This window comes from Paracoccus marcusii (assembly GCF_028621715.1).
Lineage (GTDB): Bacteria > Pseudomonadota > Alphaproteobacteria > Rhodobacterales > Rhodobacteraceae > Paracoccus > Paracoccus marcusii.
Map to the genome: position 1 here is coordinate 260,466 of NZ_CP117466.1, position 22,881 is coordinate 283,346.

Sequence of the window (22,881 nt, forward strand, 5' to 3'; positions counted from 1 at the left end):
GGACATGACCGATTTCACGATGGAGAAGGGCGCCGACGGCGTCGCGATCATCACCTGGGACGTGCCGGGCAAGTCGATGAACGTGCTGTCGATGGACGGCGCCGCCGCCCTGGGCGGGCTGATCGACGACGCGCTGGCCGACGATGCCGTCAAGGGCATCGTCATCACCAGCGGCAAGAAGGACTTTGCCGCCGGGATGGACCTGAAGGTCATCGCGGGCATGAAGGACGCGAATGGCGCGCAGGGCGTGTTCGACGGCGTGATGACACTGCATCACCTGCTGCGCAGGATCGAGCTGGCGGGGATGGACCCCAAGACCAAGAAGGGCGGCAAGCCGATCGCCAGCGCCCTGCCCGGCACCGCGCTCGGCATCGGGCTGGAGCTGCCGCTGGCGACGCACCGCATCTTTGCCGCGGACAATCCCAAGGCCAAGATCGGCCTGCCCGAGATCATGGTCGGAATCTTCCCCGGCGCGGGCGGCACGACCCGTCTGGCCCGCAAGCTGGGGGCCATGATGGCCGCGCCCTTCCTGCTGGAGGGCAAGCTGTCGGACCCGAAGAAGGCCAAGGCCGCCGGCCTGATCGACGAGGTCGTTGAGGACCCGCTGGCCGCCGCCAGGGCCTGGGTGCTGTCGGCGACGGATGCCGACATCGTCAAGCCGTGGGACGCCAAGGGCTACAAGATGCCTGGAGGAGAGCCGTTCCATCCGGCGGGCTTCATGACCTTCGTCGGCGCCTCGGCGATGGTGCACGGCAAGACGATGGGCGTCTATCCGGCGGCCAAGGCGCTGCTGTCGGCGGTCTATGAGGGGTCGATGGTGCCCTTTGATCAGGCGTTGAAGATCGAGGCGCGCTGGTTCACCAATGTGCTGATGAACCCCAGCAGCACGGCGATGATCCGCAGCCTGTTCATCAACAAGGAAGCGCTGGAAAAGGGCGCGAACCGTCCCGACGCACCGGACCAGACCGTGCGCAAGGTCGGCATCCTGGGCGCAGGCATGATGGGCGCGGGCATCGCCTATGTCAGCGCCATGGCGGGGATCGAGGTCGTGCTGATCGACGCGGCGCAGGACAGCGCCGACCGCGGCAAGGCCTATTCCACGGGCCTTCTGGACAAGGCCATCAGCCGCAAGAAGGCGACCGAGGAGAAGAAGGCCCAGGTGCTGGACCGCATCACCGCCACCACGGATTACGCCGCCCTGCAGGGCTGCGACCTGATCGTCGAGGCGGTCTTCGAGGACCCGTCGGTCAAGGCCGAGGTGACAAAGAAGGCCGAGGCCGTGATCCCGCAGGACGCGATCTTCGCCACCAACACCTCGACCCTGCCGATCAGCGATCTGGCGAAGGCCAGCGCGCGCCCCCAGCAGTTCATCGGCATCCACTTCTTCAGCCCGGTCGACAAGATGCTGCTGGTCGAGATCATCAAGGGCAAGGAAACCGGTCCCGTGGCGGTCGCCAAGGCGCTGGATTTCGTGCGCCAGATCCGCAAGACCCCCATCGTCGTGAACGATGAACGGTTCTTCTATGCCAACCGCTGCATCATCCCCTATATCAACGAAGGCATCCGCATGGTGGCCGAGGGCGTGAACCCCACCCTGGTGGAAAACGCCGCCAAGATGATGGGCATGCCCCTGGGTCCGCTGCAGCTGGTCGACGAGACCTCGATCGACCTGGGCGTCAAGATCGCCAAGGCGACCAAGGCCGCGATGGGCGACGCCTATCCCGACGGCGCGGTCGACGACGTGCTGTTCTGGATGGCCGACCAGGGGCGGATGGGCCGCAAGGGCGGCGCGGGCTTCTATGCCTATGAGGACGGCAAGCGGCAGGGCCTGTGGGAGGGTCTGGACGCGCAGTACCCGCGCAGCCCCGACCAGCCCGACCTGCACGAGATCCAGCACCGCCTGATGTTCGCCCAAAGCCTGGAGGCCGTTCGCGCGCTGGAGGACGGCGTGCTGGAGGACATCCGCGAAGGCGATGTGGGCGCCATCCTGGGCTGGGGCTTTGCGCCCTGGTCGGGCGGTCCCTTCGGCTGGCTGGACATTCTGGGCGCGCAGAAGGCGGTCGAGATCTGCGACCGGCTGGAGGCCGCGCACGGTGCCCGCTTCAAGGCGCCGCAGATGCTGCGCGACATGGCCGCCAAGGGCGACAGCTTCTATGGGCGCAAGGCCGCGGCCTGACACCCCCGGATGGGCCGCGCTTGTGGCCCATCCGCACCACCCGCTGTGTCCGCCCTGCCATGTGACGAAACTTTCCGGTCTGGCCGTCGTTGAAGCCGCGGAAATTAGTCATATGCTGCGACAACGGAACCGCCCGACGGGCGGATGGCCGACAAGGGGACATGCCGATGAGTGACGAGACGAAACGCCGCGCCGAAGCTGCTCAGGCCCAGATCGAGGCGATCGCCTCGGCCCCGCTGCCCGAGCCTGCTCCTGCGGCGCAGTCCCTGTCCGATGCCGACCCCGCCGTTCAGGCCCAGATCCGCGCCCGCATGGCCGAGATCGACCTGAAGGACAGCAATTCCATCCTCCGCTTCGGTACCCGTGCGCAGGCCGATCTGCAGCAGATCAGCCAGTCCATGCTGGCCGATGTCAAGGCCAAAGAGGTCGGCCCGGCCGGCGACAGCCTGCGCGAGGTCGTGACCACGATCCGCGGATTCTCGACCAGCGAGCTGGACATGCGCCGCAGCCGCAGTTGGTGGGAAAAGCTTTTGGGCCGGTCGGCGCCCTTTGCCAAGTTCGTGGCGAATTACGAACAGGTCCAGACCCAGATCGACCGCATCACGGCCGAGCTGGAGGGGCACGAGCAGAAGCTGCTCAAGGACATCAAGTCGCTGGACATCCTATATGACCGCACGTTGACCTTCTATGACGAGCTGGCCCTGTACATCGCCGCCGGCACCGAAAAGCTGGCCGAGCTGGACCGCGAGACGATCCCCGCCAAGGAGGCCGAGCTGGCCGCAAAGGCGCAGCCCGACCAGGTGATCGAGGCGCAGGAGCTGCGCGACCTGCGCACCCTGCGCGACGACCTGGAACGCCGCGTCCACGACCTGAAGCTGACGCGCCAGGTGACGATGCAGTCGCTGCCCTCGATCCGGCTGGTGCAGGAGAACGACAAGTCGCTGGTCACCAAGATCAACTCGACCCTGGTGAACACGGTGCCCCTGTGGGAGACGCAGCTGGCCCAGGCCGTCACCATCCAGCGCAGCGCCGAGGCCGCCCGCGCGGTCAAGGAGGCCAACGACCTGACCAACGAGCTGCTGACGCGCAACGCCGACAACCTGCGTCAGGCGAACGCCCAGATCCGGGCCGAGACGGAACGCGGCGTCTTTGACATCAAGGCGGTTCAGACCGCCAATGCCCAACTGATCGCCACGATCGAGGACAGCCTGCGCATCGCCGACGAAGGTCGCTCGCGGCGCGCCTCGGCCGAGACCGAACTGGTGCGCATGGAGGCCGAACTGCGCGATGCGCTGGCGGCGGCATCCTCGCGGCCGCCTGCGGCCGTCACCGGCCCCGGCGGGCGGCGCTGATGCGGCGCCTGGCTGCCCCCGCCCTGGGATTGGCGCTGCTGCTGGGCGGCTGCGCCCCAGACCCGTTCACGGACACGCCCGGCTCTCCGCGCCCGCAGGCACGCCCCGAGGCCGCCTCGGCCGCGCAAAGCCAAGCCGAGTTGCGCCGCGCGCGGGCCGAGCGCAACCGCGCCGCGAATGCCGTCGCGCGCCAGGCCTCTGCCTCGCCCAGCCAAGCCAGCCAGTCGCAGCGCGACTATTATGCCGCGGCGGAACGGCGGCTGGTGGCGCAGGGTCGCCTGCGCCGCGACCGGACCCCGCTGGACGCACCGATCGACGCCGAGATCCTGACCCGCAACTTCATCGACATCGCGTTGCGCGACGAATACAGCCAGACCGACGGCGGGCTGGTGTCGCAGTCCCGCGCAGCACCCCTGCGCCGCTGGCAGGGTCCGGTGCGGATGCAGCTGGAGTTCGGCGCCTCGACCGACATGGCCGCCCGCCCCGCCTGGCGGTCGGAGGTCGCGGATTTCGCGGGCCGCCTGTCGGACGCCACGCGCCATCCCGTATCGCTGACGGCCGAGGGCGGCAACTTTACCATCCTGGTCCTGACCGAGGATGAGCGCCGGGCCATCGGCCCGCGCCTGGCCCAGCTTGTGCCGGGCATCCCGGCGCAGGACGTGTCGATCATGACCGACCTGCCCGCCGCGATCAGCTGCGCGGTCTTCGCCTATTCGCAGGGGGCGGCCGCCGACTATGCCCGCGCCGTGGCGGTGATCCGGGCCGAACTGCCGCCGCTGCTGCGCACGTCCTGCATCCACGAGGAGCTGGCGCAGGGAATGGGGCTGGCCAATGACAGCCCCGGCGCGCGTCCGTCGATCTTCAACGACGACGAGGAGTTCGCGCTGCTGACGCGCCATGACGAACTGCTGCTGCGGATCCTCTATGATCCCCGCCTGCGTCCCGGCATGTCCGAGGCGGAGGCCGCGCCCATCGTCCGCCGCATCGCGACCGAGCTGCTGGGCGAGAACGCTTGATCCCGTCCCCGGCCCGCCCCTAGAAAGGGGCGAGGTCAGCGGGAGGCACCTATGTCCATCTTCGACATCCTGGGCGGCGAATTCATCGAGATCATCGAATGGACGGCCGACGACCGCGACACGATGGTCTGGCGCTTCGACACCGTCGGGCGCGCGATCAAGTATGGCGCCAAGCTGACCGTCCGCGAGGGTCAGGCCGCCGTCTTCGTCCATGAGGGCCAGCTGGCCGACGTGTTCGGCCCCGGTCTGTACCTGCTGGAGACGAACAACCTGCCGGTGCTGACGCGCCTGCAGCACTGGGACCACGGCTTTCGCAGCCCCTTCAAGTCCGAGGTCTATTTCGTCAGCACGACCCGCTTCAACGATCTGAAATGGGGCACCCGCAACCCCATCATCGCACGCGACCCCGAATTCGGCCCGGTCCGCCTGCGGGCCTTCGGCACCTATGCGATGCGCGTGGGCGACCCCGCCCGGTTCATGTCCGAGATCGTCGGCACGGATGGCGACTTCACCCGCGACGAGATCACCTTCCAGATCCGCAACGTGATCGTGCAGGAGTTTTCCCGCGCCATCGCCGCGTCGAACATTCCCGTTCTGGACATGGCCGCAAACACCGACCAGCTGGGTGCGCTGGTCGCCAAGGCCATCGCCCCGGTGATCGAGGCCTATGGCCTGGTCCTGCCGGAATTCTACATCGAGAACATCAGCCTGCCCGCCGAGGTCGAGGCGATGCTGGACAAGCGCACCAGCATGGGGATCATCGGCGATCTGGATCGTTTCGGCCAGTATGCCGCTTCCGAGGCCATGCTGGCGGCCGCGCGGAACGAGGGGGGCGCCGGTGCCGGCCTGGGCGCCGCAATGGGGGCCGCCATGGGCGCCACGATGCGCGGACCCTGGGGCGCCATGCCCTCGGCCGCCCCGCAGCCCGCAGCGCCGCCTGCGTCCCCGCCGCCCCTGCCCGGCGGCAGGGCACCACGCTGGCATGTGGCCATCGACGGCGCGGCCTCGGGGCCCTTTGCGCAATCCGATCTGCCGCGGCTTGTGGCCGAGGGGCGCCTGACCCCTGCTACGCTGGTCTGGACCGAAGGGCAGGATGGCTGGCTGGAGGCCGGTCAGGTTCCGGCCTTGGCCGCCATCCTTGGTGCGACGCCGCCGCCCCTGCCGCGCTGAGGACCGGATGATCCCGGCCGAACACCGCTTTCCCTGCGGACAATGCGGGGCCAGCCTGACCTTTCGCCCCGGCCAGCAGGAGCTTGTCTGCGACTGGTGCGGCCACCGGCAAACCATCGGCCCCGGCCCCGCCCGCGCGCCCGGGCGCAAGGCCGATGACAGCAGCGCCGACCCCGCCCTGCAATGGTCCGAGGGCCCGCGCGCGCCGGGCCCCGCGCTTCGCGAGATCCCCCTGGCCGAGGGGCTGGATCTGTCTCAGGGTGCCGCGGACATCGTGCAGACCGTCCGCACCCTGTCCTGTCCGAACTGCGGGGCACAGGTCGATCTGGACGCCGACCATCACGCCAGCGCCTGCCCCTTCTGTGCAACGCCGGTCGTCACCGACACCGGCCCCACCCGCCGCATCAAACCGCAGGGGGTGATGCCCTTTACCCTGACCGAGGCGCAGGCCCGCGCCGCGATGAAGGCGTGGCTGGGCAGCCTGTGGTTCGCCCCGTCCGGCCTGACGGCCTATGCGCGCAAGGATCGGCGGCTGAGCGGGATCTATTCCCCCTTCTGGACCTTCGACGCCGACACGACGTCGCGCTATCGCGGCCAGCGGGGCGATGCATATTACGTCATGGTTCAAGGAACCCAGACCGTGAACGGCCGGACGCAGACGGTCAGCCGCCAGGAACGCCGCATCCGCTGGACCCCGGTGTCGGGTCAGGTCGCGCGCCAGTTCAACGACGTGCTGATCCCCGCATCGACCGCGCTGCCGCCGCGCTTCTCCGAGGCGATGAAGCCCTGGGATCTGTCGGCCGTGGCGGAATACGACCCTCGCTTCCTGTCGGGGTTCGAGGCCGAGGGGTACACCGTCCCCCTGGCGGACGGGCACGGGGCCGCGCGCCAGCAAATGGCGCAGGTCATCCACCAGGACGCCCGCCGCAGCATCGGCGGCGCGGAACAGCGCGTCGATCGCGTCGACAGCCGCTTCGTGAACGAGACCTTCAAGCACGTGCTGCTGCCGATCTGGGCGGCGGCCTATCGCTACAACGGCGCAAGCTACCGCTTCGTGGTCAATGGCCAGACCGGCAAGGTCATGGGCGAACGCCCGTATTCGGCATGGAAAATCGCCGGGGCCGTCGCCGTGGCACTGGTAGCGTTAGCAGCCATCCTGTATCTGACCCAATAGGGCCGAACCAAGGGGGACCGACCATGATCCTGTGCGCAGGCGAATCGCTGATCGACATGGTGCCGTCCGACGGCACCTTCCGCCCGCTGGCCGGCGGCGCAGTCTACAATACCGCCATCGCGCTTGGGCGGCTTGGCCAGGACACGGGCTATCTGTGGCCGATCAGCCGCGACCCCTTCGGCGACCAGATCCTGCGGCCGCTGGCCGAGGCCGGGGTGAACACCGACCTGTGCCCCCGCACCGACCGGCTGACCACGCTGGCGCTGGTGACGCTGACGAACGGCGAGGCGCGCTACTCCTTCTACGACGAGGGCTCCGCCGGGCGGATGCTGCTGCCCGAGGATATCGGGCCGCTGCCTGATACCGTGACCGCGCTCTTCGCCGGCGGCATCAGCCTGGTGCCCGACCCCTGCGGCGGCACCATCGAGGCGTTGATCGCGCAGCATCACGACCGCCTGCCCGTGATGATCGATCCCAACATCCGGCCGTTCTTCATCACCGATGCGGGAGCCTATCGTGCGCGGCTGGCCCGGCTGTTGCCCATGGCCGATATCGTCAAGCTGTCGGCCGACGACCTGGAATGGCTGCACCCCGACCTGTCGCCCGAAGACGCCGCCCGCGCGGTGCTGGCCACCGGCCCCAAGCTGGTCCTGCAGACCGGAGGAGAGGCCGGCGCCAAGGCGATCTGGGCCGGAGAGACAGTCCACGCCCCCGCCGTGCGCGCCACCGTGGCCGACACGATCGGCGCGGGCGACACGTTCAACGCGGGCGTGCTGGCCTCGCTGGACCGTCAGGGCCTGCTGACCAAGGACGCCATCGCGGCGATCACCCCCGCCCAGATCCACGCGGCGCTGACGCTCGGCGCGCAGGCTGCCGCCGTCACCGTCTCGCGCCCCGGCGCAAACCCGCCCTGGTCACATGAAATGCCTGCCTGATCTGGGGGAGGGTCCGGGAGGGGCGCAGCCCCATCCCGGCGGGGGGGGGCGGGGGGCTGGCCCCCCGCCCTTCCGTCGCGGGACGCAAGGGGCTCAGTCCGCCGGGTGCCACCCGCCGCTGCGCGGCTCTTCGGGTTCGTCATCCTCGTCGGCCTCGGTGGCCGTGCCGGTGAACGCCTCGAACGCGCCCTTCTGCCGTGCGGTCCAGCGCAGATCCAGATGCAGCCCGTCCTCGCCTGCCTCCTCGCGCTCGACCACGCCGGCCTCGTGCAGCCAGGCACGGCTGCGCCCATCGGCAAAATCCAGCACCACCTGCCCCTCCACGCGCGGCTCGTCCAGAACCTCGCCCAGCTGACGGTCGATGGCGGCGATCAGGTCGTCCAGCCCCTCGCCCGACAGGGCACTGACCGCCTGCACGCCCTCGGTGCGGGCATCGGTGCGGCGCAGGGCCGCGCGGGTGTCGTCGCCCAGGGCGTCGATCTTGTTCCAGACCTCGATCGCGGCCACGTCCTCGTCCACGCCCAGGCTGTCCAGGATCGCGGCCACGTCGTGGGCCTGCTCCTCGGTCTCGGGGTGGCTGATGTCGCGCACATGCAGGATCAGGTCGGCCTCCAGCACTTCCTCCAGCGTGGCGCGGAAGGCCGCGACCAGTTCGGTCGGAAGATCGCTGATGAAGCCCACCGTGTCCGACAGGATCACCTTGCGCCCCGAATTCGCGCCCTGCGCGTCAGGCAGGCGGATCGCCCGCATGGTGGGGTCCAGCGTCGCGAACAGCATGTCCTTGACGAAGACGTCTGCCCCGGTCAGCCGGTTGAACAGCGTCGATTTCCCGGCGTTGGTGTATCCCACCAGCGCGACGATCGGATAGGGCACCTTCGCACGCGATGCGCGGTGCAGGCTGCGGGTCTTGACCACGCGGTCCAGCTGCCGGCGCAGGCGCGTCATCTGGTCGTCGATGGCGCGACGGTCGGCCTCGATCTGCGTCTCGCCGGGACCGCCCACGAAGCCCAACCCGCCGCGCTGACGCTCCAGGTGGGTCCAGGCACGAACCAGCCGCGTGCGCTGATAGGACAGCGCCGCCAGCTCGACCTGCAGGACGCCCTCGCGGGTGCGGGCACGGTCGGCAAAGATCTCCAGGATCAGCCCGGTCCGGTCCAGAAGCTTGACGCCCCAGTCCTTTTCCAGGTTGCGCTGCTGGACCGGGGTCACCGGCCCGTCGATCAGCACCAGTTCGACCTCCAACGCGCCAAGGCGCTCCTTGATCTCGGCCAGCTTGCCCTTGCCGAACAGCTTGCCGGCATTGGGCTCACGCAGGTTGGCGACCTCGGATCCGACCATCTCGATGCCCGGCAGGGCCAGGGCCAGCGACACGGCCTCGGCCAACGCATGCTCGGGCTCGCGCCGTTGAGTACGGGCGCGGCCCAGATCGGGGTGGATCACATAGGCGCGTGTCGGCTTGGCTGCGGTTTCCGTCAGTTCGGCCAATCAATCCTCGCCTTCGTACAGGGTGATGGGTTGGCCCGGCATGATCGTGCTGATCGCATGCTTATAGACCAGTTGCGACTGTCCGTCGCGGCGCAGCAGGACGCAGAAGTTGTCGAACCAGGTGATGACGCCTTGCAGCTTGACACCGTTGATCAAAAAGATGGTGACGGGCACCTTGGCCTTGCGGACATGGTTCAGGAACGCATCCTGCAGGTTCTGCTTGTCGCCAGCCATTTGTTTATCGTCCGTTTTTCACTGTCCCTGTCCGTTCAACATCTAAGCCGATGCCCCACCCCATGCAAGCATGGCGGATTTCGCGAAAACGCGAAGGCAACATTTGGGCCACACCTAGCGGCGCCAGAACTCCGGAGAGAACAGCGCCAGCACCGCCAGCGTCTCGATCCGGCCCAGCACCATCGCGCAGGCCAGCACCGCCTTGGTGAAATCGGGCAGGCCCGACCAACCCTCCCACGGCGCGGAGGCGATGCCGGCAGTACCTTCAAAGGCGGGCGTCAGGGGAATGGCGCTGGCCAGCGGGCCGGCATTGGTCAGCGCGGCGATGGACAGGATGGTCGCGGTCTCGAACTCGATGGCGTGGATGGACACCAAACTGACCACCAGCGCGATCGAAATCGCGAACAGCATGAAGAAGATGAAGGCCAGATAGGCGCCTTCGCGTCGCAACCTGCGGGCGATTCGCCCGCCGCCTGACACGGAATGGGGGTGGATGATCCGCTCCATCTCGCGCTGGCCGTGGGTGGCCAGCGCATAGACGCGCAGCAGCTTGACGCCCCCCGCGGTCGTGGCGATCCCGCCCCCCATCAGTGCCAGCCCCGCCAGGACCAACCCCGGCGCGTCCAGCCCCGACCAGGACCGCGCCCCCGCCCAGGCGACAGAGGTCCAGCCGGTCGTGGTCAGATAGCTCAGCGCGCTGAACATGCTGCCCCACATGGCCGACAGGGCGCGCCCGACCTCGGCCATGCCGGTCGGATCGGGGGGCGCCGCGCGGTCGACCTCGATCGCGCCCAGGAAATGGCGCAGGAACAGCATGACGCCCACCCCCAGGACCAAGCCCAGCGCCATGCGCAGTTCGGGGTCCTCGATCAGCCGCTCGGTCGCGCGCAGTTCCGCGCCCCCGGGCCAGAAGCGCCGTGACAGGGCGGGGATCAGGAAGATAAAGACCAGCATTTCTCCGGGAATGCCCGAAGCCTCGCCCGACGGCCCGATCACCGGAGAGATGCCCGACGTCGACAGCGTCCCCATCGCCCGCGTCAGCGCCACGAAGGACGGATCGCCCAGCATCAGCAGCCCCACCCACAACACCAGGGTGAAGCCCAGATAGAGCGGGCCCACCTGCAGCGCGGCGCGGCCCAGCCGGCTGGCAGGATCGGCCAGCTGCGTGTCGAAGCTGGGATCGGACAGGTGCAGGACCGGGCGGCGCGGCTGGTCCGACGGCGGCAGGTGCTCGCGGTATTCCTCGCGGCCATAGGGGTTCGACATGATCTCGAACCCGCCGACGCGCAGCGGCGCCAGGATCGCGACCGCCGCCACCAGCACGAAAAAGCCCCCCATCCAGCCCACCATCGACCGCCACAGATGCAGCGGCAGCGGCAGCAGGTCGGCCGAATAGAGCGACGCCCCGGTGGTGGTCAGCGACGACACCATCTCCCACCAGGCGTTGAAGAACCCCGTGTCGGGCTGACTTTCCGCAAAGGGCACGGCCAGCAGCAGCGGCAGCAGCCCATAGACCCCCAGCATCAGCAGCAGCATCTCTCGCGCGGTCTGGCCGCGGGGGTTGGCCTGCGCCGCAAGCCCGATCAGCCCGCAGAAGGTCAGCGTCAGCAGCGCCGCATAGAAGAAGTTGCGCGCGATTGCGGCGTATCCCGTGACCGAGGCAAAACCCGCGGGCGCCAGCATCAGCACCGCCGCCAGCCCGACCAGCAGCACCAGCAGCGGCATCCGCAGAAGAAAGCCCGTCATCCCCCGACCCTCAGAAGAAGTCGATCGAGACCTGCAACAGGCGCTCGACTTCGGGGACGTCCTTGGTCAGGGCAAAGATCAGCACGATGTCGCCCTCGTCGATGCGGGTGTCGGCCAGCGGCTTGACCACCCGATCGCCCTTGCGGACCGCACCCAGCAGCGCGCCTTCGGGGAAGTCGATGTCGCGGATCGCGCGGCCCGCCATGGGGCTGGTGGACAAAACCTGCGCCTCCATCACCTCGGCCTCGGCATCGCCGACGGAATAGATGTCGCGTACGCGCCCGTGGCGGATGTGGCGCAGGATCGTGGACACGGTCGTCGATCGCGGGTTGATATAGGCGTCGATGTCCAGCGCCCCCATCAGCGGCACCAGCGTGGGGTCGTTGATCAGTGCGATGGCCATTTTCGCCCCCGCCTGCTTGGCGCGCACCGAGGCCAGGATGTTGGTCTTGTCGTCGTCGGTGACCGCCAGGACGGCGTCGGCCTGGGGGACGGCGGCCTCGTCCAGGATCTCGGCCGACAGGCCGTCGCCGTTCAGCACGATGGTCCGTTCCAGACGGTCGGCCGCGAATTCGGCACGCCCCCGGTCGCGCTCGATCAGCTTGGCGCGGATGCGGTCCGGCCGCGCCTCCAGCGCCTGCGCCACGGCCAGGCCCACGTTCCCTGCCCCGATGATGGTCACACGCTCCTGCTTGCGGGCGGGCTTGCCAAAGATGTCCAGCGTGCGCGCCACGTCGTCGATGTGGCAGAAGACATAGATCTGGTCTTCGGCGAACAGCTGATCGCCCGGTTCTGGCGCGAACAGCCGCCCCTTGCGGCGCACCCCCGCCACGATGGCACGCAGGCTGGAGAACAGCTCGGTCAGCTGGCGCAACGGCGTGTTCAGCGCCGGGCAGTCCGGTTCCAGGTCGATCCCCAGCAGCTGGATCTTGCCGTCCATGAAGGTCTCGACGTCGAAGGTCGACGGGGCCGACAAGCGCTGCAGGGCAGCCAGCGCGACCTCGCGTTCGGGACTGATGACCACGTCGATGGGCAAGTGCTCGGTGCGGTACAGATCGGAATAGATCGCGTCCAGATAGGCGCCCGACCGCAGGCGGGCGATCTTGCGCGGCACCTGGAAGATCGAATGCGCGACCTGGCAGGTGACCATGTTCACCTCGTCCGAATGGGTCGCGGCGATGATCAGGTCGGCGTCGCGCGCGCCGGCGCTGTCCAGGATGTCGGGATGGCTGGCAAAACCCGTCACCCCCTGCACGTCCAGCGATTCCGTGGCCCGGCGCACCAGGTCGGGATTGTTGTCGATGACGGTGACATCGTTGCGCTCGCCCGACAGGTGGCGTGCGATCTGCCAGCCGACCTGCCCTGCCCCGCAGATGATGATCTTCATGCGTCACCCTTCCTGTCCCGCGCCCCCTTGCCTAAGCCGGGCGCGCGGTCCGCGCAAGCGGCAGGCTATTTGCCCATCATCAACTCGTCCTCGCCGCGCATCCCGCCGACGACCCCAAGCGACTTCAGCTTGCGGTGCAGCGCGCTGCGCTCCATGCCGACGAACTGCGCGGTGCGGCTGATGTTGCCGCCGAACCGATTGATCTGGGCGACCAGGTATTCGCGCTCGAACAGCTCGCGCGCCTCGCGCAGCGCCATCGCGGTGACCGACGGCCCCAGGCTCAGCGTGTCGCTGTTGTCCGGGGTGGCCCCCTGCGGCTCCAGCTCGGACGGCAGGATCGGCCCGTGGCTTTCCGCCAGGATCAGCACGCGTTCGATCACGTTGCGCAGCTGGCGGATGTTGCCGGGCCAGCGCATCGATTGCAGCGCGGCCACGGTCTCCTCGGGCAGATCGCGCGGCGTCAGGCCCTGGTTCTTGTGGAACTGCTCGATGAAATGGCGCGCCAGGGCCGCGATGTCGTCGCGCCGGTCGGCCAGGGACGGCACCGCGATGGGCACCACGTTCAGCCGGTCGAACAGCTCCTGCCGGAACCGGCCGGCGGCGATTTCCGCCACCAGGTCGCGGTTCGTCGACGACAGCACCCGCAGGTCGACCCGTACCTTGTCCGCGCCGCCCGCGCGCACGAACTGCTGTTCGGTCAGCACGCGCAGGATCTTGGGCTGGGTGCCCATGGGCATGTCGCCCACCTCGTCGAAATAGATGATGCCGCCATGCGCCTGCTCCAACAGGCCCGGCTCGATCCCGCGTTCGGGGGATTCGCGGCCGAACAGCACCTCCTCCATGCGCTCGGGCTCGATCGTGGCACAGGGGACGGTGACGAAGGGCGCCGACGCGCGCGGGCTGTGCGCGTGGATATAGCGCGCGGCGCTCTCCTTGCCGGTGCCGGGTTCGCCCGCCAGCATCACCCGGCCGTTGGACCGCGCCACCTTGTCCAGCGCGTCGCGCAGCCGCTTGAAGGCCGCGGACTGGCCCAGCATGTCGGCCACGCGGTCGCCGCCGCGCCGCAGGCTGCTGTTTTCGCGGCGCAGGCGGGCGGTCTCCATCGCGCGGTTGATGACGACCATCAGCTGGTCGATGTTGAAGGGCTTCTCGATGAAATCGTACGCCCCCTGCTTGATCGCGGCGACCGCGATCTCGATGTTGCCATGCCCCGAGATGATGATGACCGGCACGTCGGGATTGTTGCGCTTGACCTGTTTCAGGATGTCGATCCCGTCCATGCGGCTGTCCTTCAGCCAGATGTCCAGGATCATCAGCGATGGCTCGCGGTCGTTCAGGGCCGCCACGGCCTCGTCCGAATTCGCGGCCATGCGGGTGTCAAAGCCCTCGTCGCGCAGGATGTCGGCGATCAGTTCGCGGATGTCGCGTTCATCATCGACGATCAGGATGTCGTTCATGGTGTCGCCTCGTCTTTTTCTTGTCTGCTCTTGGTCTTGGGCCCCCGCACGGGATGGCGTTCGCGGGGCAGCCGGATCTCGGCCATGGCGCCCGGCGGATCGGGCGCATCGGTCAGGGACAGGCTGCCGCCATGTTCCTCGACGATCTTCTTGACGATGGGCAGGCCCAGCCCGGTGCCGTGGCTTTTCAGCGTCACATAGGGTTCGAACAGCCGCGACCGGTCGGCGGGCAGGCCCGGCCCGGTATCGGTGATGCGGATGCAGACGGATTCGGGCTGCACCTCCAGCGCGACGGCGATCTTCGGCGTCCAGCCGGGGATCGCCTGCGCGGCCTGTTCGTCGATGGCCTCTCCGGCGTTCTTCAGCAGGTTGGTCAGCGCCTGGCGCATCATCCCCGCGTCGCAGTCGACGATCACCGGCTCCTCCGGGATGTCGCGGACGATGGTGGCGTGCAGGGCATCCTGCTGCAACAGCAGCACCTGGCGCAGCAGCGCGGCCAGGTCGGTCTCGGCCCGGTCGGGTTCGGGCATCCGGGCAAAGCGGCTGAACTCGTCCACGATCCGGCGCAGGTCGTTCGTCTGGCGGATGATCACCTCGGTGTATTGGTCCAGCGCGGCGCGGTCGCCCTCGGCCGCCAGCGGGCCGAACTTGCGGCGCAGGCGTTCGGCGGACAGCTGGATGGGCGTCAGCGGGTTCTTGATCTCGTGGGCCACGCGGCGGGCGACGTCTCCCCAGGCGGCCATCCGCTGCGCGCTGACCAGCTCGGTCACGTCGTCGAAGGCCACCACGTATCCCTCCAGCGCGCCGTCCGCGCCGCGGCGCACGGCCATGCGGACCAAGAGGCTCTCCACCCGGCCCTCGCGCATCAGGCGGACCTCGTCCTGGATCGTCTCGGCGACCGAGGCGGACAGGCGCGCGAACAGCGGCGCGAATTCCGGCACCACCTCGGACAGCAGGGCGTCGATGTCGCGTTTCGCATCCAGCCCCAGAAGCCGGCTGGCCGAGCGGTTGACGAAGTCGATCTCTCCGGCCGCGTCCAGCCCGATGACCCCCGAGGTGACCGAGGTCAGCACGTTGTCGAACAGCCGCCGCTGGTCATCGGACAGGCGATAGCTCTCGACCAGCTCCTCGCGCTGCGTCTTCAGCTGACGGGTCATGCGGTTGAAGGCCTGACCCAAGGTCTGGATCTCGTCTCCGGTGCGGACCTCGGGGACCTGCACGTCCAGATCGCCGCGCCCCACGCGGTCGGTCGCCTGCGCCAGAAGGCCGATGGGCCGCGACAGGCGCGAAGCGAACCACAGCCCCAGCCAGATCGCCGCCGCCACCAGCAGCAGCGCAAAGCCCAGATAGACCAGCGAAAACTCCAACAGGACCTGGCTGCGCATCGCCTCCAGCTGGCGGTAATCGCCCGCGGTCGCCCGCGTGTCGTCCACCAGCCCCAACAGGTCGCCATCCACGTCGCGTGTCACGTACAGGTATCGGTCGGCCAGCGGCGGCAGCGCGACAAGCGCCCGGAACTCGTCATTCGCCCAATCCTCGATCAGGGCGATGCCGTCGGCCTGCGCGCGGTCCAGCTGGTCGGCACCCGGCGCCTCGTACCAGAACAGATAGCTCCGCTCGCCCCGGGCGCGGATCTCTCCGGCGCCATTGATGATATAGGCTTCGCGCAGGCCACGCTGGATCAGGCCCTGGCCCTGCACCAGCAGCTCGCGCATCTCTCCGTCCTCGATCAGGGGATTGGCGCGCCCTGCACGGGTCAGGATGCTGGCCAGCGCGCGCGCATCCTCGGTCAGATCGCCGCGATGTTCCGCGTGATAGGCCTCGGCCGCGGCCTGGGACGTGGTCACGACCTGCTGCACGCGGTCGGAGAACCAGCCCTCCAGCCCGATGTTGACCAGAAATCCCGCGAACAGCGCGACCAGCACTGTGGGCACCAGCGCCAGCCCGCCAAAGATCGCGACCAGCCGCGCATGCAGGCGCGATGCGGGCGCCGTGCTGCGCCGGGCCGAGATCAGCCGCGCCATGCGCGCGACGATGAACCCGATCAGCACGATCAGAAAGGCCAGGTCCGCCAGCAGGACCACCCGCAGGGTCGCGCCCTGCATGCCCCGCCCGAACGGCCCCATCACCGCCAGCGTCGCCACGGCCAGCGCCACGCCCGACAGCACGATGCCCCAGGTCAGCGCCCCGCGCCACGGTCGGGGCAATCGGATACGGGCCAGCCTGTCCCAGCTGAGCCCCGATGCCAAACCTGCCATATCCCCCACTTGCCGTCTTTCGCGGCTTTTGTTGCGGGCGCGCGTGTCCTTCGCGCTGGTCCCTGTGGCGGTTTTACATCAGTTTGCGCCTCCGTGTCACCTCGATATTCAGCTCGGTCAGTTTCTTGCGCAACGTATTGCGGTTGATCCCCAGCAGATCGGCACAACGCAGCTGGTTTCCCCCGGTCGCATCCAGCGCCACCTGCAGCAGCGGGCGTTCCACCTCGCGCAGGATGCGGTCATAGAGGCCCGGCGGCGGCAGCGCGTCGCCATGCAGGTCGAAATAGCGCTGCAGATGCGCCTCGACCGAATCCGACAGGCGCGATCCGACCTGGGGCAGGCTGACGACGCCCGCGGGTTCGGGCGCGGGGGCCAGCGCCGATACCGGCGCCGCCGCGGGGGTGCGGTGGCCCGACTGCTGGGACAGCGCCTCGCGCATCTCGGCGGTGCTGATCGCGGGGCCGCTGGCGGTCAGGGCCAGGCGGCGCATCATGTTCTCCAGCTCGCGGACGTTGCCCGGGAACGGATGGGCGCGCAGCATGGCGGCCGCATCGTCCGACAGCATCCGCTCCGGCAGGCCCTGCGCGGCGGCACGGGCCAGCAGATGCGCCGCCAGCGGCAGGATGTCGTCCACCCGCGCGCGCAGGGGCGGCACGCTGACGGTGACGCCCGCCAGGCGGTAATACAGGTCCGACCGCAACCGGCCCGCCGCCACGTCAGCCTGCGGATCGGACCCGGTGGTCGCCACGATGCGGGGCGCATGGGCGCGGTCGGGGCCGGCCTCCATCGTCTCGATCAGGCCGATCAGGCGGGCCTGCGCGCCTGTGTCGAACCCCGCCGGGCTCTCAATGATGATCGTGCCGCCGCGGGCCTTGTCGGCGGCGCGCGCGATCGCCTCCTCGGTCGCGTCGGACGAGGTCAGGACCGCAAGCCCCCGATCGCGCCGGTCCGACAGCTCGTGAAAGCTGCGCGCGATGGTGGTCTTGCCCACCCCCGCCTCTCCGGCGATGATCACCGGCAGGTCGGCGTTCAGCACCCGCGCGACCATGCGGAACAGCGCCTGCATCGACGGCGCATGGCCGATCAGCGGCATGGCCGGGTCCGCCGCCTCGCGCGGGGCGGGCAGCGGTTCGGGGATCGGGTCGGACTTGCGCGGGCGGCGCGACAGGGCCTGGTTCGCCTTGGACATCAGGTCCGGAAGATCGAAGGGCTTGGGCAGGTATTCGAACGCCTCGGCCTCGGTCGCGCGGATCGCGGTGACGATGGTGTTCTGGGCCGAGATCACGATCACCGGCAGGTCTGGCCGCGCCTCGCGGATGGCGGGGATGCGGTCGATGCCGTTGCCGTCGGGCATCATCACGTCGGTGATGACCAGGTCGCCGCGCCCCTCCTCGACCCATTTCAGCAGCTGTGCCAGGCTGCCCGTGGCGTGGACGCGGCATCCAGCGCGGGTCAGCGCCTGCGTCAGCACCGTGCGGATGGTGCGATCGTCGTCAGCAATCAGAACGGTGCCGTCCATGGGTTCAGGTCCTTATGCCTTGGGCAGGGAGATGCGGAACACGGTGCGACCGGGGCGGCTGTCCACCCGGATCAGCGCGCCGTGGTCGGTGATGATCTTGCTGACCAGCGCCAGGCCCAGCCCGGTGCCGTTCTCGCGGCCCGAGACAAAGGGCTCGAACACCTGGTCGGCGATGGCCGGGGGGAAACCGGGGCCGTTGTCCTCGATCTCGATCTGCAGGGGCAGCGGGCGGCCCGTGGGATCGGTCTCGTCGGGGGGACGGCGCAGCGTGTGGTCGTAATGGGTGCGCAGGCGGATCGCGCCGCCGGCCTTGCCGTCCAGCGCCTCGGACGCGTTCTTGACCAGGTTCAGGCAGACCTGCACCAGCTGGTCCGCATCCGCCAGCGCCGCAGGCAGCGAGGGGTCGTAATCGGTCACGATCTGCACGTCGCGCGCAAAGCCCGCCTTGGCCGACCGGCGCACCTGTTCCAGCACGTCGTGCACGTTCAGCGCCGACAGGCGCGGGGCCGAGGTGTCGCCGAACCGTTCGACCTGGTCCAGAAGCGCCACGATACGGCGCGATTCCGCGACGATCATCTCGGCCATCTCGCGGTCCTCGGGGGTGGCGTTCATGGCCATCAGCTGGGCCGCGCCACGGATGCCCGCCAGGGGGTTCTTGATCTCGTGGGCCAGCATCTCGGCCATGCCGATGGCGCTGCGGGCGGCGCTGCGGACATGGCGGGCCTGGTGCGCGCCATCATCGTCCTGCGGCACGATCAGCAGCGACACCGACCCGCCGGCCCCGTCCGCGGGCCCCGCATGCACGGCCGCCCGCCGCGCCTGGTGGTTGCCGGTCCGGTCGCCGATCTCGAACTGGACGCTGGTCTGGTACAGCGCCTCCTCGCTGGCGCGCACGCGGGCCAGCAGCGGCCCCAGGCCGGGCTGTAGGCGCAGGCGCATCGACATCTCGTCCCCGTCCAGTGCGCGGCCCAGGGTCGAGTTGCGCGACAGGTTCAGCCAGATCTCGGCGGCGTCGTTCATCGCGGCCACGCGTCCGTCGGCGTCCAGGATCAGCGCGGGCAGCGGCAGCGCCGCCCAGCCCGGTCCGGGGGCCGCCTCACGGAAATCGCGCGGCCGAGGCGTCATGCAGCCACCCCCGCGGCATCGCCGAAGGCGCGGGCGATCAGGTCCAGGGTCGCGCGGGGCGTGTCGGCCCGCATCATCTGGTCGCGCAGCGGGGCGCCGTTCGCATCGGCATACCAGCCCAGATGCTTGCGCGCGACGCGCAGGCCCAGATCGGTGCCATAGAAGTCCAGGATGTCCTCGTAATGCTCGGCCACCAGATCGGCCAGCGCCGCGCCCTGCGGCACGTCGGGCGCGGGCGTGCCCCACAGATCATGCGCGATCTGCGCCAGGATCCAGGGCCGCCCCTGGGCGCCGCGACCGACCATCACCGCATCCGCCCCCGACGCCGCCAGGGCCGCACGGGCGCTGGCGGCATCGACGACGTCGCCATTGGCCACCAGCGGCGGGCGCGCCGGCAGGTCGGCCACGGCGCGGATCGCGGACCAGTCGGCCTGCCCCTTGTAGAACTGCGCCCGCGTGCGTCCATGCACGGTCAGCATCGCGACCCCCGCATCGCGCGCCCGCGCCGCCAGATCGGCCGCGTTCAGGCAGTCGTCGTCCCAGCCCAGCCGCATCTTCAGCGTGACGGGCACGTCGACCGCCCCCACGACCGCATCGACCAGCGTCATCGCGTGATCCAGGTCGCGCATCAGCGCCGCGCCGGACAGCCCGCCGGTGACCTTCTTGGCGGGGCAGCCCATGTTGATGTCGATGACACGCGCCCCCATGCCGGCCACGATGCGCGCGGTCTCGGCCATCGGTGCGGCTTCGCGGCCCGCGATCTGGACGCTGACGGGCAGCGCCCCTTCGGTCAGCGCCTTGGCGCGCACGGCGGCACGGGTCGACGGGCGCGGCGTCACCATCTCGGTCGAGGCGACCATCTCGGACACCATCAGGCCCGCGCCGAACCGCGCGACCGCGCGGCGGCAGGGGACATCGGTGATCCCGGCCATCGGCGCCAGGAAGACCGGCGGGCCAAGAGGTGTGTCACCAAGCATGATCGGGTCGGGCAATCGCATGTTCTGTTCCTTCACCCCGGGGCAGACCGCCCGCAAGAACGGCAGGGGGCGGCTGGCCTGCCCAAATCGCAGGCGCGTCCCGGTTGCCTGCAAACCGGGCATGTTGCAATCATCTTAAGCAGACCGCGCGCCAAGGCTGCAAGCGGGCCGATGTCGCAACCGGAACCGGAAGCGACGTGGACGGTGGTGGCGGCGGGGCCTGCGTCGTGCTTGGATGGGCGCGGAAATGCAAGGGGGTGCCATGTTTCTGTCGGTGTTCGATCTGTTCAAGCTGGGGGTGGGGCCCTCCTCCTCGCACACGATGGGGCCGATGGTGGCCGGCCAGCGGTTCCTCGACTCCCTGCGGGTGCAGCCGTTCCGCGCGCATGGGCTGCGCGCCAGCCTGCATGGCAGCCTGGCCTTCACCGGCAAGGGACACGCAACCGACCGCGCGACGATCCTGGGTCTTGCGGGCTTCACCCCCGCCAGCATGGACATGGACGCGGCCGAGGCCGCGCTGGCCCGCAACCGAGAGACCCGCCTGCTGGAACCGCAGGGGCTGGGCCCGCTGGTCTTCGACCCCGAACGCGACCTGCGGTTCGATTACGACCACACCCTGCCCGGCCATGCCAACGGCATGACCCTGTCGGCGACCGACGCGCAGGGCGACGTGATCTATCACCAGATCTACTACTCGATCGGCGGCGGCTTCGTGATGACCGACCAGGAGCTGGCCGACAAGGCGGGCGCGGTGCGCAGCGATGCCACGTCCAGCGTGCCCTATCCCTTTGCCAGCGCGGCCGAGATGCTGGAGATGGCCCAGGCCTCGGGCAAGTCCATCGCCCGCATGAAGGAGGCCAACGAGCTGTGCTTTCGGTCCCGTCCCGACATGCTGGCGGGGCTGGACCGCATCTGGACCGCGATGCGCGACTGCATGGATCGCGGCCTGTCGACGGACGGCGTCCTGCCCGGCGGGCTGCACGTGCGTCGGCGCGCGCGCGCGATCCACGCCAAGCTGGTCGAGGAACGCGGCCTGAACATGACCGCGCCCCATGTCATCAACGACTGGATGTCGGCCTATGCGATGGCCGTGAACGAGGAGAACGCCGCCGGCGGTCAGGTCGTCACCGCACCCACGAACGGCGCCGCCGGCACGGTGCCCGCGGTGATCCGCTATTGGTTGGACCATGTGCCGGGCGCGTCCGAACGGCTGTTGCCCGATTTCCTGCTGACGGCGGCGGCGGTGGGCGGGCTGATCAAGCACAATGCCTCGATCTCGGGCGCGGAATGCGGCTGCCAGGCCGAGGTCGGATCGGCCGCCGCGATGGCCGCCGCGGGCCTGGCCGCCGTCCTGGGCGGCACCCCCCAGCAGGTCGAGAACGCCGCCGAGATCGCGCTGGAGCATCACCTGGGCATGACCTGCGACCCGGTGCGCGGCCTGGTCCAGGTGCCCTGCATCGAGCGGAACGGGCTGGGCGCGATCAAGGCCGTGGCGGCCGCCAGCCTGGCGCTGCGCGGCGACGGCAGCCACATCGTGCCCCTGGACGCCGCCATCGAGACGATGCGCCAGACCGGCCGCGACATGTCCGAGAAGTACAAGGAGACGTCGCTTGGCGGCTTGGCCGTGAACGTCCCGAACTGCTAGGGGGTCAGCTGCCCGCGCAGCGTGTAATGCAGGCCCTGGGGCAGGAATTCGGCCTGCCCCTCGCCGTTGAAATAGGCCGGGACGATCATGTTCACCAGGCGCGACCCGAACCCTTCGCGCGTGGGCGCGGCCACGACCTGACCGCCGGTCTCCTGCCAGTCCAGCGCGAAGTCGTCGCCCATGACCGACCAGGTCAGGTCGACCATGCCCAGCGGGCTGGCCAGCGCGCCGTATTTTGCCGCATTCGTCGCCAGTTCGTACAAGGCCAGCGACAGGCCGACTGCCTGCTGGCTGCTCAGCGGCACGGGCGGGCCGGACAGGCGGATGCGGTCGTTCCCGACCAGATGGGCACCAATGGATCGGGCCATCACCTCGGTGATGTCGGCGCTTTCGCCCAGGCCCGTGAACAGACCCTGTGCCTTGGCCAGCGCCATGATGCGCGCGCCGACCGTGTCGCGGGCCTCCTGGATGCTGGTCGCGTTGCGCAGGCTGGAGGACACCACGGTCGAGGTCACCGACAGGATGTTCTTGATCCGGTGCAGCAGCTCTTCCTGCATGACCTGCTGGTTGCGGCGCGCCAGCACCAGCGCGGTCATGTCCACGGTGATGTTCATCAGACCCGCCACGCTGCCGTCGTCGTCGTAAAGCGGGCTGTAGCTGAAGGTCCAGAACGTCTCCTCGTCGAACCCGTTGCGGGTCATGACAAGGCGCATCTCCTCGGAATAGGTGCCACGGCCTGACAGCGTCTGGTCGACCAGCGGCTTGACGTCGTCCCAGACATCCGCCCAGATCTGCTGGAAGGGCTGACCCAGGGCCCGCGCCTCCTTGCGGCCCAGGACGGGCGCATAGGCGTCGTTGTACAGCATGATCAGCTCGGGGCCCCAGAACATGCAGGACGCGTGCCGCTGCGCCAGCATCATCCGTACCGCGGTCGTCAGCGCGACCGACCAGCCCGAGATCGGCCCCAGGGGCGTGGTCTGCCAGTCAAAGTTTCCGGTCGCACGCGCCATCGGCCCGTCGTCCCAGGAAAATCGCGCCGATTCGGGCCGCGCGGCGGGGCCCCGGGCGTGCTGTGCCGATCCCGTCATGTGGGTGCCACCAGAGAGAACATCACCGAAACCTATGCCGGTTCCCGTATGATATTCAACGAATAACCCTCGATGCAGCCGGTTTCGCACCAATAATCATCATTTATCAACAAGGTGAACCGTCCGGTGCGGCCGAT

The 22,881-nt window shown here is 69.2% G+C and carries 17 protein-coding genes; 7 read left to right on the forward strand and 10 right to left on the reverse strand.

The features are described 5' to 3' along the window. The first annotated feature begins 4 nt into the window (after positions 1-4). The 6 genes from PRL19_RS01265 (at position 5) to PRL19_RS01290 (ending at position 7,823) form a co-directional block, all read left to right on the forward strand. Positions 5-2,176 (forward strand): 3-hydroxyacyl-CoA dehydrogenase NAD-binding domain-containing protein, encoded by a 2,172-nt coding sequence (locus PRL19_RS01265; protein ID WP_273743648.1) that lies wholly within the window; start codon positions 5-7, stop codon positions 2,174-2,176. A 167-nt stretch (positions 2,177-2,343) separates the two neighbouring features. Next, entirely contained in the window at positions 2,344-3,528 is a 1,185-nt protein-coding gene (locus PRL19_RS01270) for a toxic anion resistance protein (protein WP_273743649.1), read from the forward strand. Beyond that, positions 3,528-4,544, forward strand: a complete 1,017-nt coding sequence (locus tag PRL19_RS01275) for a DUF2927 domain-containing protein (protein ID WP_046001108.1) — start codon at positions 3,528-3,530, stop codon at positions 4,542-4,544. The genes PRL19_RS01270 and PRL19_RS01275 overlap by 1 nt, the downstream gene beginning before the upstream one ends. A gap of 51 nt (positions 4,545-4,595) precedes the next feature. After that, a complete protein-coding gene (locus tag PRL19_RS01280; RefSeq protein ID WP_273743650.1) occupies positions 4,596-5,714 on the forward strand; it encodes an SPFH domain-containing protein in 1,119 nt (372 codons plus the stop codon). Positions 5,715-5,721: 7 nt separating this feature from the next. Next, positions 5,722-6,888, forward strand: coding sequence for a TFIIB-type zinc ribbon-containing protein (locus PRL19_RS01285; protein ID WP_273743651.1), 1,167 nt, complete (start codon positions 5,722-5,724; stop codon positions 6,886-6,888). A 23-nt stretch (positions 6,889-6,911) separates the two neighbouring features. Continuing rightward, on the forward strand, positions 6,912-7,823 hold the full coding sequence (locus tag PRL19_RS01290; RefSeq protein ID WP_127899046.1) for a carbohydrate kinase family protein: 912 nt from the start codon (positions 6,912-6,914) through the stop codon (positions 7,821-7,823). A 93-nt stretch (positions 7,824-7,916) separates the two neighbouring features. Here PRL19_RS01290 and hflX read toward each other — a convergent pair whose 3' ends face one another. The 9 genes from hflX to dusB all read right to left on the reverse strand — a co-directional run bounded on the left by hflX (position 7,917) and on the right by dusB (position 20,032). Next, positions 7,917-9,308, reverse strand: a complete 1,392-nt coding sequence (gene hflX / locus PRL19_RS01295; RefSeq protein WP_252926879.1) for a GTPase HflX — start codon at positions 9,306-9,308, stop codon at positions 7,917-7,919. Continuing rightward, entirely contained in the window at positions 9,309-9,542 is a 234-nt protein-coding gene (hfq, locus tag PRL19_RS01300) for an RNA chaperone Hfq (protein ID WP_042250201.1), read from the reverse strand. A 114-nt stretch (positions 9,543-9,656) separates the two neighbouring features. Continuing rightward, the gene (locus PRL19_RS01305) at positions 9,657-11,288 is read right to left on the reverse strand and encodes a TrkH family potassium uptake protein (RefSeq protein WP_045982008.1); all 1,632 of its coding nucleotides are present in this window, start codon (positions 11,286-11,288) and stop codon (positions 9,657-9,659) included. Between the two features lie 10 nt (positions 11,289-11,298). Continuing rightward, positions 11,299-12,675: a Trk system potassium transporter TrkA gene (gene trkA / locus PRL19_RS01310; protein ID WP_045982009.1), complete on the reverse strand. Its 1,377-nt coding sequence runs from the start codon at positions 12,673-12,675 to the stop codon at positions 11,299-11,301. A gap of 65 nt (positions 12,676-12,740) precedes the next feature. Further along, complete coding sequence (gene ntrX / locus PRL19_RS01315; RefSeq protein WP_045982010.1) at positions 12,741-14,132, reverse strand: nitrogen assimilation response regulator NtrX; 1,392 nt, start codon at positions 14,130-14,132, stop codon at positions 12,741-12,743. Further along, the gene (locus tag PRL19_RS01320) at positions 14,129-16,390 is read right to left on the reverse strand and encodes a sensor histidine kinase NtrY-like (RefSeq protein ID WP_148911917.1); all 2,262 of its coding nucleotides are present in this window, start codon (positions 16,388-16,390) and stop codon (positions 14,129-14,131) included. The genes ntrX and PRL19_RS01320 overlap by 4 nt, the downstream gene beginning before the upstream one ends. 73 nt (positions 16,391-16,463) lie before the next feature. Beyond that, positions 16,464-17,909 (reverse strand): response regulator, encoded by a 1,446-nt coding sequence (locus PRL19_RS01325; RefSeq protein ID WP_273743652.1) that lies wholly within the window; start codon positions 17,907-17,909, stop codon positions 16,464-16,466. A 12-nt stretch (positions 17,910-17,921) separates the two neighbouring features. Next, a complete protein-coding gene (locus tag PRL19_RS01330; RefSeq protein WP_045982013.1) occupies positions 17,922-19,034 on the reverse strand; it encodes a two-component system sensor histidine kinase NtrB in 1,113 nt (370 codons plus the stop codon). Next, positions 19,031-20,032, reverse strand: coding sequence for a tRNA dihydrouridine synthase DusB (gene dusB, locus PRL19_RS01335; protein WP_273743653.1), 1,002 nt, complete (start codon positions 20,030-20,032; stop codon positions 19,031-19,033). The genes PRL19_RS01330 and dusB overlap by 4 nt, the downstream gene beginning before the upstream one ends. A 241-nt stretch (positions 20,033-20,273) precedes the next feature. Between dusB and PRL19_RS01340 the strand changes: the two genes are divergently transcribed. Continuing rightward, positions 20,274-21,656, forward strand: a complete 1,383-nt coding sequence (locus PRL19_RS01340) for an L-serine ammonia-lyase (RefSeq protein WP_046001118.1) — start codon at positions 20,274-20,276, stop codon at positions 21,654-21,656. Here PRL19_RS01340 and PRL19_RS01345 read toward each other — a convergent pair. Continuing rightward, complete coding sequence (locus tag PRL19_RS01345; protein WP_273743654.1) at positions 21,653-22,744, reverse strand: sensor histidine kinase; 1,092 nt, start codon at positions 22,742-22,744, stop codon at positions 21,653-21,655. The two genes, PRL19_RS01340 and PRL19_RS01345, sit on opposite strands and share 4 nt — an antisense overlap. Between the last annotated feature and the right edge of the window lie 137 nt (positions 22,745-22,881).